Origin of the sequence: Kitasatospora sp. NPDC004615 (assembly GCF_042873545.1) — a bacterium.
GTDB lineage: Bacteria > Actinomycetota > Actinomycetes > Streptomycetales > Streptomycetaceae > Kitasatospora.
Map to the genome: position 1 here is coordinate 18,123 of NZ_JBIALQ010000002.1, position 11,404 is coordinate 29,526.

The 11,404-nt window shown below is 74.3% G+C and carries 9 protein-coding genes; 2 read left to right on the top strand and 7 right to left on the bottom strand.

The window, feature by feature from the left end:
* Nucleotides 1-19: 19 nt before the first annotated feature.
* The 5 genes from ACFYS8_RS07045 to ACFYS8_RS07065 form a co-directional block, all read right to left on the bottom strand.
* A complete protein-coding gene (locus ACFYS8_RS07045; RefSeq protein ID WP_387636949.1) occupies nucleotides 20-988 on the bottom strand; it encodes a Gfo/Idh/MocA family protein in 969 nt (322 codons plus the stop codon).
* The gene (locus ACFYS8_RS07050; protein ID WP_387636951.1) at nucleotides 981-2,360 is read right to left on the bottom strand and encodes an NDP-hexose 2,3-dehydratase family protein; all 1,380 of its coding nucleotides are present in this window, start codon (nucleotides 2,358-2,360) and stop codon (nucleotides 981-983) included. Before ACFYS8_RS07050 ends, ACFYS8_RS07045 begins: the two co-directional genes overlap by 8 nt.
* A 13-nt stretch (nucleotides 2,361-2,373) precedes the next feature.
* On the bottom strand, nucleotides 2,374-3,678 hold the full coding sequence (rfbH, locus tag ACFYS8_RS07055) for a lipopolysaccharide biosynthesis protein RfbH (RefSeq protein WP_387636954.1): 1,305 nt from the start codon (nucleotides 3,676-3,678) through the stop codon (nucleotides 2,374-2,376).
* A gap of 141 nt (nucleotides 3,679-3,819) precedes the next feature.
* Nucleotides 3,820-4,578, bottom strand: coding sequence for an SDR family NAD(P)-dependent oxidoreductase (locus tag ACFYS8_RS07060; protein ID WP_387636956.1), 759 nt, complete (start codon nucleotides 4,576-4,578; stop codon nucleotides 3,820-3,822).
* A gap of 899 nt (nucleotides 4,579-5,477) precedes the next feature.
* Nucleotides 5,478-6,488, bottom strand: coding sequence for an NAD-dependent epimerase/dehydratase family protein (locus ACFYS8_RS07065; RefSeq protein ID WP_387636958.1), 1,011 nt, complete (start codon nucleotides 6,486-6,488; stop codon nucleotides 5,478-5,480).
* Between the two features lie 164 nt (nucleotides 6,489-6,652).
* Here ACFYS8_RS07065 and ACFYS8_RS07070 point away from each other — a divergent pair, with 164 nt between their 5' ends.
* Entirely contained in the window at nucleotides 6,653-7,267 is a 615-nt protein-coding gene (locus ACFYS8_RS07070) for a dTDP-4-dehydrorhamnose 3,5-epimerase family protein (protein WP_387636960.1), read from the top strand.
* 1 nt (nucleotide 7,268) lies between these two features.
* Nucleotides 7,269-8,480, top strand: coding sequence for a nucleotide disphospho-sugar-binding domain-containing protein (locus ACFYS8_RS07075; protein WP_387636963.1), 1,212 nt, complete (start codon nucleotides 7,269-7,271; stop codon nucleotides 8,478-8,480).
* A gap of 161 nt (nucleotides 8,481-8,641) precedes the next feature.
* Here ACFYS8_RS07075 and ACFYS8_RS07080 read toward each other — a convergent pair whose 3' ends face one another.
* Together ACFYS8_RS07080 and ACFYS8_RS07085 are read right to left on the bottom strand one after the other, a co-directional pair.
* On the bottom strand, nucleotides 8,642-9,874 hold the full coding sequence (locus tag ACFYS8_RS07080) for a nucleotide disphospho-sugar-binding domain-containing protein (RefSeq protein ID WP_387636966.1): 1,233 nt from the start codon (nucleotides 9,872-9,874) through the stop codon (nucleotides 8,642-8,644).
* Nucleotides 9,875-9,980: 106 nt separating this feature from the next.
* Nucleotides 9,981-11,141: a nucleotide disphospho-sugar-binding domain-containing protein gene (locus ACFYS8_RS07085; RefSeq protein WP_387636968.1), complete on the bottom strand. Its 1,161-nt coding sequence runs from the start codon at nucleotides 11,139-11,141 to the stop codon at nucleotides 9,981-9,983.
* Between the last annotated feature and the right edge of the window lie 263 nt (nucleotides 11,142-11,404).

Below are 11,404 nucleotides of genomic sequence, written 5' to 3' on the forward strand. Positions count from 1 at the left end.
CGGGTGTCGCCCGTTCGGCTCAGGCGGTGGGGGTGGCGGCGGCGCGGAGCCGGTACAGCAGTTCGGACTGCCGATGGGTCAATTCGTCTGCGGCGGTGGCTCCTTCGGCGACGGCGCGGGTGAACGCGGCGAGTGTTTCGGCGACTTGGTCGGCGGCGGCAAACAAGGGCTGCTCGGTGCTGCCGCCGCGTTCCAGCAGGACGGTGGGGGGCTGGTCGGCGGGCGGGGTGAAAGCGCGCTCGACCCGGATCCGGCCGGTGCTCCCCCACAGTTCGTAGCTGTTGCGGTAGGCGTGGTCCATGCCGAAGGCGAGCTGGGCGAGCACGCCGCCGGGGGTGGTCAGCACGGCCGCGCCGGAGGTCTCCACGGCGCTGCCGGCGCCGCGGTGCAGGGCGGCGCCGGTCACCGTGAGTTCCGGGCCCAGGAAGTGCAGGGCGGCCCGGACGGGGTAGTAGCCGACGTCCAGCAGGGCGCCGCCGCCGAGTTCGGGCCGGTGCCGGATGTTGTCGGCGGGCAGCGCGGGGATGGCGAACGCGGCGGAGAACATCCGCAGTTCGCCGATCGCGCCGTCGGCGACCAGCCGCCGGACCTGCTCGTGCACCGGATGGTGGACGAACATCACGTTCTCCCGGAGCACCAACTCGCGCTCCTCGGCCCGGCGTTGCAGGGCCGCGGTGGCGGCTGGGTCGGCGGTGAGCGGCTTCTCGGCGAGGACGTGCTTGCCGGCGTCGAGGGCTGCGGCCACCCACTCGGCGTGCAGGGCGATCGGCAGCGGCACGTACACCGCGTCCACGTCGGGGGATTCGACCAGTGCGCGGTAGTCGGTGGCCCGGCAGCCGTACTGGGCGGCGAGCGGTTTCGCGCGTTCCGGGTCGCGGCTGGCGATCGCGGTGAGGCGCAGGCCGGGCTGGGCGGCGATCGCGGGCAGCATCCGCCGCCGGGCTATCTCCGCGCAGCCCAGCACGCCGATCCGCAGGGGGTCAGTCACGGTCGTCCAGGCCGTTCAGTACGGCCAGCAGGGTGCGGGCCTGGACGTTGACGTAGTGGCCGTGCCGGACGAGCTCGGAGAGCTGACCCGGCGTCACCCAGGCGTAGCCCTCGGGCTCGTCGAGCGGTTCGTCGTCGCCGGTCTCGACCAGCAGGTAGTCGGCCTCGGCGTGCAGGAAGCGCCCGCCCTCCTCGGAGTGCACGGCCCGGTAGGCGACCTGCCCGTTCAGTACCCGGTCGAGGAACGGGGGCCGCTCCTCGTGGTTGCCGGGGGTGCACTGGACGGTGGGGGCGAGTTCGACGGCGTCGAGGAAGCCGCCCTCGACCTTGGCGTGCGCCAGGACGTGCCGGACGCCGTCGATCCGGCGGGTGAGGAAGGCGGCGACGCCGCGGCCGACGGGTTCGATCAACGGCTGGGTCCAGCTGGTGACTTCGCGGTTCCCGGCGGTGACGTTGACCGCGACGACCTTGAAGAACCGGCCCTGCTCGTGCGCGATGGTCTCCTCGTCCTGCGTCCAGCCGGGCAGGTCGGCCAGCGGGACGCGTTCGGCGTGGATGTCGTGGCGGGAGCGCTGCCCGGTGAACCAGGAGAGCAGCTCGGTGTCGGTGTGCAGGGCGCGGCCGTCCGGGTCGGCGACCGGGGCGCAGGCCAGCACGGTGCGGGAGTCCATGTTCACCACGTTGTCGCGGCGCAGCAGTTCGGCGATCTGGCCGAACGTCAGCCAGCAGAAGTCGTCGTCCTCGGGGACGTCGTCCAGCGCCTCGACGATCATGTTGCGGTTGCTCTTGTGGAAGAACCAGGAGCCGTGCTCGGACTGCAGCACGTCGGCGAGCACCCGGCGGGGGCGGCCGCCGGTGAAGTACTCGATGTACTTCACGTCGGCGCCCTGGTGCACCTTGGTGTAGTTGCTGCGGGTGGCCTGGACGGTCGGCGAGAGCTGGAGCAGGTTGCGGTTGCCGGGTTCCATCTTGGCCTGCATCAGGCAGTGCAGGACGCCGTCGAACTCCTTGACCAGGATGCCGAGGATGCCGACCTCGGGCTGCTTGATGATCGGCTGGTACCACTCCCGGTAGGGGCCGTCGTCGAGGGTGACGTGCAGGCCCTCGACGGAGAAGAAGCGGCCGCTGCGGTGGACCAGGTTGCCGGTGCCCTCGGCGAAGGACCAGCCGTTCAGTTCGGCGAACGGGATCTTCCGCACGGTGAAGTCGTTGGCCCGGCCGCGCCCGGCCAGCCAGTCGGCGAAGGCGGCGGTGCTCAGCCTGGCGCCCTCGGTGGCGGCGGCGGAGCGGGCGATCCTGGCGGCCGGGGCTGCGTCCCCGCGGGGGCGGGCGGTCGCGCGCGGGCGGGCGGCGGCGGTGTCCGGTGCGGGCATCGGGCGTTCCCTCTCAGCTGTTCTTGGCGACGAACTCGCGGACGGACTCGATGATGTAGTCGAGCTGGGCCTCGCTCAGGCCGGGGTACACGCCGACCCAGAAGGTGTGCTCGGTGACGATGTCGCTGTTGGTGAGGTCGCCGACGACGCGGTGCGGCTTGCCGATGTAGGCGGGGTGACGGGTCAGGTTGCCGGCGAACAGGCGGCGGGTGCCGATCTTGCGGGCCTCCAGGAAGTCGACCAGCGCGGCCCGGGTGAACGGGGCCTCGGGGTCGACGGTGAGCACGAAGCCGAACCAGCTCGGGTCGGAGTTCGGGGTGGCGTGCGGGAGCAGCAGCCACGGCACGTCGGCCAGGCCGTCGCGCAGGCGCTGCCAGTTGGCCTTGCGGGCATCGACGAAGGAGTCCAGCTTGGCCAGCTGGGTGAGGCCGAGGGCGGCCTGGATGTCGGTGGCCTTCAGGTTGTAACCGACGTGCGAGAAAATGTACTTGTGGTCGTACCCGGCGGGCAGGGTGCCCATCTGGTAGTCGAAGCGCTTGAGGCACTTGTTGCTCTCGCCCGGCTCGCACCAGCAGTCCCGGCCCCAGTCGCGCAGCGACTCGACGATCCGGGCCAGCGCCAGGTTGGAGGTCAGCACGCAGCCGCCCTCGCCCATCGTCAGGTGGTGCGCCGGGTAGAAGCTGACGGTGGTCAGGTCGCCGAAGGTGCCGGTGAGCTGGCCGTTGTAGGTCGCGCCGACGGCGTCGCAGTTGTCCTCGATCAGGAACAGGTCGTGCTCCTCGGCGAGCTGCGCGATCTCGGCGACCGGGAACGGGTTGCCCAGCGCGTGCGCGATCATGATCGCCTTGGTGCGCGGGCCGATCGCGGCGGCCACCCGGTCGGCGGTGGTGTTGTAGGTGCCGAGCTCGATGTCGACGAAGACCGGGATCAGCCCGTTCTGCAGGATCGGGTTGACGGTGGTCGGGAAGCCCGCCGCGACGGTGATCACCTCGTCGCCCGGGACCAGCTTGCGGTCCTCCAGGTGGTCGGAGGTCAGCGCGGTCATCGCCAGCAGGTTGGCGGACGAGCCGGAGTTGGTCAGGTGCGCCTTGCGCCGCTTGCACTTCTTGGCGAACAGCGACTCGAACTTGCGGGAGCTGCGGCCGGCCGCGATCCGCATCTCCAGCGCGGCCTCGACCAGCGCGACCCGGTCCTCCGCGTCCAGCACCGCGCCGGACGGCCAGATCTCGGTGACCCCGGGCACGAACGCGCCGTCGTCCTCCTGCTCCTGGTGGAACTTGCGAACCTCGTCGAGGACGAGCTCCTTGTGCACGCTCATCGCCGGTCTCCTTCTGATGGGGCATCGGGTGGGGTCTTCTCGTCGGTCCGGTCCAGCTTGCGGGCGGCTGCTGGAGCCGGACTCGACAGTGCCTCGGCGGGCGGTTCAGCAGCCGGTTCAGCAGCCGGTTCAGCGGCCGGTTCAGCGGCCGCCGGCGACGGCGAGGGCCTCGCCGGTGACGTTGCCGTTGGCGGCCGAGCCCAGGTACAGCACGGCCCGGGCCACCTCCTCGGGAGAACTGAGCCGGCCGCTCGGGGTGGCGGCGGTCTCCCGCTCGCGGACCGGCGCGGGCAGCCCGGCGGCGACCCGCTCGGTGGTGGTCAGACCGGGGCAGACCACGTTCACCAGCACGTCGGTGCCGGTCAGGTCCCACATCAGGCTGCGGGTCAGGCCGTGCAGTCCGGCCTTGGCGGCGCCGTAGAACTCCTGGCCGCGGTTGCCGCCGAGCGCGTTGTGCGAGGAAATCAGCACGATCCGGCCCCAGCCGCGGGCCCGCATGCCGCCGACGGCGGCCTGCACGGTGCGGACGGTCGGCGCCAGGTTGCCGTCAATCACCGGCAGCCAGTCCGGCTCCGGGACGTCCTCGAACCGGGTGCCGGGGATGCGTCGCTCGCCCCAGCGGACGGCGTTCGCCACCAGCACGTCCAGCCGGCCCCAGCGTTGCTCGACCTCGGCCACCGCGAGCTGCGGCGACTTCGGGTCCTCCAGGTCGTACGGCAGCGCGAACGCCCGCTCGGGGCCGCCGAGTTCGTCGGCGAGCTGCTCGGCGGTAGCCCGGTCGGAGCGGTAGGCAACGGCCACCCGGGCCCCTTCGGCGGCGTACGCCCGGGCGACCGCGCGCCCGATCCCGCCGGTCGCCCCGGTCACCAGTACGACGCGCTCTCGCAGTCCCAGGTCCATGCCACTCCTCGGTGCGCGGCCGGCCCGGACGGGTCCCGCCCCGACGCGGGGCGGCCCGGCCGCCGGGTGCCGACCCGCCGTCGACGGCAGCCCCGAGCCTGCGCCCGCGGGCTGGAGCGGTGCTCGCGGACGGGTCGCAACTCGGCGTCGTGACAGGGAGGTTGGCGCGCCTGATAAGGGCCATCCGACGACCTCCCCGGTTCCGGGACGAACCCCGGGCCGGCGCGGTACTCGCAGGAGGCTCGCAACTCCGCGCCCCGGCAGGACAGTTGGCGCTGGAAGTGGAGTACCCGGCGACCGCCTCCGGCTTCGGAACGAGCCCCGGGGCGGCGCGGCGCTCGCGGACGGGCGGCAACTCCGACTCCTGTCAGGTCAGTTCGCGCTGAAGACGGACTACCCGGCCACCGCCTCCGGCTCCGGGGCAAGCACCGGCCGGCGCGGCACTCGCGAATAGGCAGCAACTTCAGCTTCTGGCACGCCAGTTGGCGCGGGCACCGCCTCCGACTCCGGGGCAAGCACCGGCCGGCGCGGCACTCGCAGGCGGGCGGCAACTACGGCTCCCGGCAGGTCAGTTGGCGCTGAAGACGGACTACCCGGCCACCGCCTCCGGCTCCGGGGCAAGCACCGGCCGGCGCGGCACTCGCAGACGGGCGGCAACTACGGCTCCCGGCAGGTCAGTTGGCGCTGAAGACGGACTACCCGGCCACCGCCTCCCGCTCCGGGGCAAGCACCGGCCGGCGCGGCACTCGCGGACGGGCGACAACTTCGGCTCCTGGCAGGTCAGTTGGCGCTGAAGGCGGACTACCCGGGCACCGCCTCCGGCTCCGGGGCAAGCACCGGCCGGCGCGGCGCTCGCGGGCGGGCGGCAACTTCGGCTCCTGGAAGGTCAGTTGGGCGGACTACCCGGCCACCGCCTCCTGCTCCGGGACGAGCCCCGGCGTCGAGGTCAGCAGGTCGCGCAGCGAGGTGTCCAGGTCGCGCTGCGGCCGCCAGTCGAGCAGCCGGGCGGCCTTGCCGATGTCGACCTGCTGCCAGTCCACCGCGCCACGCTGCGGGGCGGTGTCCGGCTCCTCGGCCACGGTCAGCGGCAGGCCGCTCAGCTCGATCAGCCGGTCCACCAGCCGGCGCACCGCGACGGCCTCGCCCCGGCCGATGTTGATCACCTGGCCGGCCAGCCCGCCGGGGGCGTCCGCGACGGCGGCCGCCACCACCGCGTCGGCGACGTCGCGGACGTCCACGAAGTCCCGCCGGGCCCGCAGCGGGGTGAGCCGCAGCGGCTCGCCCGGGCCGCCGCGGGCGACCTCGGCGAGCCGGCCGGCGATCATGCCGAGCAGGCTGCCCGCCGGGGTGCCGGGCCCGGACACGTTGACGATCCGCAGCACCACCCCGTCCAGCCCGCGGTCCCGGGCGGCGGCCAGCACCGCCTCGGTGCCGAGCAGCTTGGTCCGCCCGTACGAGCTGACCGGCGCGGGCGGCAGGCTCTCCGGGATGGCCACACCCCACGGGCCCGGCCCGTACTCGTGCACCGAACCGAGGTGCACCACCCGCGGCCGCCCGGGCAGCAGGCCGACCGCCGTGACCAGCCGCTCCGGCAACTCGGCGTTGGCCTGCGCCATCTGCTGGTCCGTCACACCCCACACCGCGCCCGCCGCGTTCACCACCACGTCGGCGCCGGTGCTGCGCAGCACCTCGGCGAGCCGCTCGGGCGAGGTGGCGGCGAGGTCGAGCGGGATCGGCTCGAAGTCCGCGGCGCCGGCGGCGCTGCGCGCGACCCCGTACACCCGGGCGCCGGCCGCGGCGAGCGCCTGGCAGACACGACGGCCGACGAATCCGGTCGCGCCGAGGACCGCTACCCGCCGGCCCTGGGCGGCCGGTGGTCGATCCGCGCTCCGCACGTCGAACTGGGACACCGTCGGCACCTCCGTCTGCATCGGCCCGCGGCCGGATCGCCGCGTGCCTCTCCGTGGTCGCGCCGCATGGTGCAGCAGTCGGCTCGAATCCTGGTGGACGGCCGGGCCGCTGCTCGCCGCCGCCGCTACCGGTGCTCTAGCGGCGCTCCCTACAGTCCGCACCCATGGGGATACAAGCCACCGCGGTGCCCGACGCCTATCGGATCACCCCGCGTCAACACCCCGACTCCCGGGGCAACTTCTTCGAGTCGTACAAGCGCGACGCGCTCGCCGAGGCGACCGGCCACCTGTTCACGCCACTGCAGGTGAACTACTCGACCTCGTCCCGCAACACGCTGCGCGGGATCCACGGGGTCACCATCCCGCCCGGGCAGGCCAAGTACGTCAGTTGCGTGCGCGGCGTCCTGCTGGACGTGGTGGTCGACGTCCGGCTCGGCTCGCCCACCTTCGGCACGCACGTCACCACCGTGCTCGACGCCAAGGAGGGCACCGCGGTGTTCGTCGCCGAGGGCCTGGCGCACGGCTTCGTGGCGCTCACCGACGACGCCTGCATCAGCTACCTGTGCTCCACCCAGTTCGTCCCCGGGACGCAGTTCGACATCCAGCCCTTCGACCCCGAGCTGAACATCCCGTGGAAGAACTGGCTCGACGGTGAACCGCTGCTGTCCGAGAAGGACCGGTGCGCGCCGTCGCTGGCCGAGCTGACCGAACGCGGGGTCCTGTCCACCTATGACGAGTGCCGCGCGCTCTACGCGCGGCAGCGCCCACCGAGGAGATGACATGCGAGTGCTGTTCGCCACCTGGGCGGAGCCCGGGCACCTGTACAGCCTGGTCCAGCTGGCCTGGGCCTGCCAGGCGGCGGGCCACGAGGTACGGTTCGCCACCCCGCCGGCCAGCGCCCCCGCGGTCGCCCGGGCCGGGCTGATCGGGGTGGCGGTCGGGCAGGACGTCGCGGTCGCCCAGATCCGCAACCGCGCGGACCTCGCACCGTGGCGCAGCTTCGGCCGCTGGCCCGAGAGCTGGGCCGCCCGCCCCGAGCTGCTGGACGACGGGCACCGCACCGTGCTGGCCGCGCTGGCGGACAAGCAGCTCACCGTCGCCGACGCGATGGCCGACGACCTGATCGCGTTCGCCCGCGCCTGGCGGCCCGACGTCGTGGTGCACGACTCGCTGACCTTCGCCGGCCCGCTGACCGCCGCCGTCCTCGGCGTCCCCGCGTTCGGCCACACCTGGGGCACCGCCACCGTGATCCGGATCGAGACGGACCGGCTGGACGGTGAACTCCGGCCCGGCTACCGCGACTTGTTCGAGCGGCACGGCGCCGACCCCGAGCGCGGGCCGATCGGCTGGTTCGACCCGTGCCCGCCCTCGCTGCGGCTGCCCGACCCGGCGCCGCGCCGGCGCATCCCCGTCCGCTACGTGCCGTACAACGGCCCCGGCCTGCTGCCCGACTGGCTGCACACCGGCTCCGGCCGCCCCCGGGTCTGCGTCACCGCCGGGGTGTCCGGCGGCAAGGTCTCCCCCGACCGGCTGCCCGACGTCCTCACCGGCGCACTGGCCGCACTCACCGCACTCGACGTCGAGGTGGTGCTGGCCGTCGGCGCCGGCCAGGCCGGGAAGCTCGGCGGCCTGCCGGACGGCGTCCGGGTCGCCGAATCGCTGCCGATGACCGCGCTGCTGCCGACCTGCGCGGCCGTCGTCCACCACGGCGGGTCCGGCACCGGCCTGACCGCCGCCGCGCACGGCGTACCGCAACTCGTGCTGCCGCAGGTGCCGATCTCCGCCGAGATCGGCGAACGGCTGGCACACGCCGGCGCCGGGCTGCTCCCCGCACCCGGCGAGCAGCACGACCCGGCGGTGATCGGCGCCTCGGTCGCCGCGCTGCTGGACGACCCGCGGTACGGCAAGGCCGCCGCCGCGCTGCGCGAGGAGATGCTCGCCGAGCCGACGCCCGCCGAGCGGGTCGCGGTGCTGGTGGACGCGGTGGCCTGAGTCCCCTGAAATCGCTGAAGGGGCGGCCCCGACCGCAGTGGTCGGGACCGCCCCTTCGTCGGCCCACCTTCGTCGGCTCAGCTTTGTCGGCTCACCTTCGTCGGCCCACCTTCGTCGGCTCAGCTTCGTCGGCTCAGCTTCGTCGGCTCAGCTTCGTCGGCTCAGCGCACCAGTTCGAGCAGCCGCTCCGCGGTCCGCGCCGGGCTGGGCTGCGCCTGCGACTCCTCGCGCAGCCGGGCGGCGGCGTCCCGGTGGGCCGGGTCCTCGACCAGCGCGAGCACGTCCTCGTGCACCCGCTGCCCGGCCCGCTCGTCCTCGATCAGCTCGTTGTACGGGACGTGCCGGGCCGCGCCGGCGCCGGTCAGCCGGTCGCCGGTGAGCATCTGCTCCGGGCGCGGCGAGAGGATCAGCTGCGGGGTGCCGGCCGCGACCGCGGTCATCGCGGTGCCGCCACCGCCCTGGTGCGCCACCGCCGCACAGGTCGGCAGCAGCAGGTGCAGCGGCAGCATCGACACCGTCCGGATGCCGCTCGGCAGCTCCCCCAGCAGCTCGCGCTGCGCCTCGGTGACGGCGAGCACCACCTCCAGGCCGGCCGCCGCCAGCGAGTGGGCGGCGCCGAGCAGCGGCGCGGGCAGCGCGGACTTCGGGTCCAGCTTGCCCGCCGTGACTCCCCAGGTGATGCACACCCGCGGCGCCTCCGGCTCCTTCCGCAGCCAGTCGGGCAGCTCGCCCGGGCCGTTGTACGACACGATCCGGGTGTTCAACCGGGTTGCCGGGGTGGGAAGTTGGAGGGACGGCGGGCACGGGTCGACGAACACGCCGGTGCCGTCGTCGGCCTGCGCGCCGAACTTCTCGAACAGCGCCCGGTAGCCCGGCCACGCCTCTCCCCCGGGCGCGGAGTGCTCGACGTCGAGCACCGCCGGGCTGCCCCACTGGTGGCTGGCCAGCGGCACCCCGAGCAGGTCGGCGACCACCGCGGCCGCGTACGTGCCCGCGTCCCGGACGATCAGGTCCGGCCCGAAGTGCCGGGCGAACTCCAGCAGTTCGGGCACCATCGCCTCGGCGGTCACCGCCTGCCGGTCCACCAGCGCCTGGAGCAGGCCGAGCTGACCCTCATCCAACCGGTCGAGGTGCAACGGCCAGTCGGCCGGCCAGGACCGCTGCGAATGCCAGACCTTCAACTGCCCCTTCGCCTGCCCCTGCCCGCTCCCGGCCATCGCCCCGGGCACCGGACCGATCGCCACCGGCGTCAGCCCCGCCCCCGACACATGAGCGGTGCAGTTGGGCGGCACGGCGACCCGCACCTCGTGACCCGCCGCCTGGAACGCCCAGGCCAGCGGGACCATCGGAAACAGGTGGGACGGGGAGGCCCAGGTGGTGAAGAGGACGCGCACTGTTCTCCTCCATGCGCTCGGTTCGACTCCGCCGCGACGACGGACGCGGGCCCAGCGTCCGGCGCCCCGCTCGACCCACGATCGAACCCGGACGGAAGGCCAGCGCCTACCCGGCGAGGGCGGCGAGGGCGGTGACGACGTCCGCCGGGGTGGGCATGGCCGCGATCTCGGTGCGCAGGTGGGCGGTGGCGGTGCGGAAGGTGGGGTCGTCGAGGAGCCGGGCGGCGGCGTGGGCCACGGCGTGCGGATCGCGCTGTTGCTCGTCGGTGGGAAGGCTCAGGCCGATGCCGAGGGCGGTGACGCGTTCGGCGTGCTCGGCGGTCCACGGGGTCTGCGGCAGGACGAGTTGCGGCAGGCCGCGGGCGATCGCGGCCAGGCCGGTGCCGCTGCCGCCGTGGTGGACCACGGCGTCGCAGCCGTCCAGGAACAGGTCGAGCGGCGTGGGGTCGACCAGCCGTACCGAGGCGGGGAGTTCGCCGAGGCCGGCCCGGTGCTCGGCGGGAACGGTCGCGACGGTCTGCACGCCGGGCAGCGAGCCGAGGCCGCGCAGTGCGGCGGCGATCACGGCGGGCCCTTCCAGGGCGAGGGTGCGCAGGCCGAGCGAGACGCAGATCCGGCGCGTCCCGGCGGGCTTCGGCGCCCAGTCGGGTCGCAGGCCGACGCCGTTGCTCGGAACGAAGCGGACCGGGCGGGCGGGTGCCGCGTCCGGGTGCTGGAGGCTGGGCGGGCAGGGGTCGAGCACCAGGTCGGGGGTGGGCAGGCCGGGCAGGCCGTGGGCCTGGCAGATGCCGGCCAGGGCTTCCTGGATCCGGTCGAAGTCGCGGCTGGTGAACGAGTCGACGCCCCACCGGTGGTGGACCACCGGGATGCCGCGCACCGCGCCGACGATCAGCGAGGCGTACTCGAGCGGGTCGGCGAGCACCACGTCGGGCCGCCACCGCTCGGCGATCCGCAGCAGGTCCGGCAGCACGTCCTCGACCCGGGCCCGCCAGCGGTCGGCGAGCGACTTCCACGGCGGTTCGCGGCGCGCGCCGCCGTCCCCGCCGGGGTCGGCCTGGCCGAGCGCCCGGCGTTGGCGGCGTTCCTCGATCTCGCGCTGCTCGTGGCCGACCACGGCGATCGACAGGCCGCCGCCGCGGGCGGCCTCGACCAGGTCCGGCTGTCCGGCGACCAGTACGTCGTGGCCGGCGGCGCGGGCGGCCCAGGCGATCGGCAGGAGCGGGAGCAGGTGGGTGGGCACGGGGCTGGCCATCACCAGGACGCGCACGGCGGTGTCCTCTCGTCGGCGTTCGGGGGCGGTCGGGCGGCTTCGCCCGCGCGGGCGGCGAGGCGCCGGACGGCTGCTGGCGTGCAGCGTGCGGGCCGCCGCTCGGGTCCGGCTCGAAGCTCGGCGGGCGGCGGGCTCCGGCCGAGGCGGGGGGCTCGCGCGACCCGGACGCACGGTGGGCCGGGGCGCCGGCCCGGGCGGTGCGGAGGGCAATGCCGTCGCACCACGGCGGCGGCGACGGCTCCGGCGCAGGTGGCGGCTTG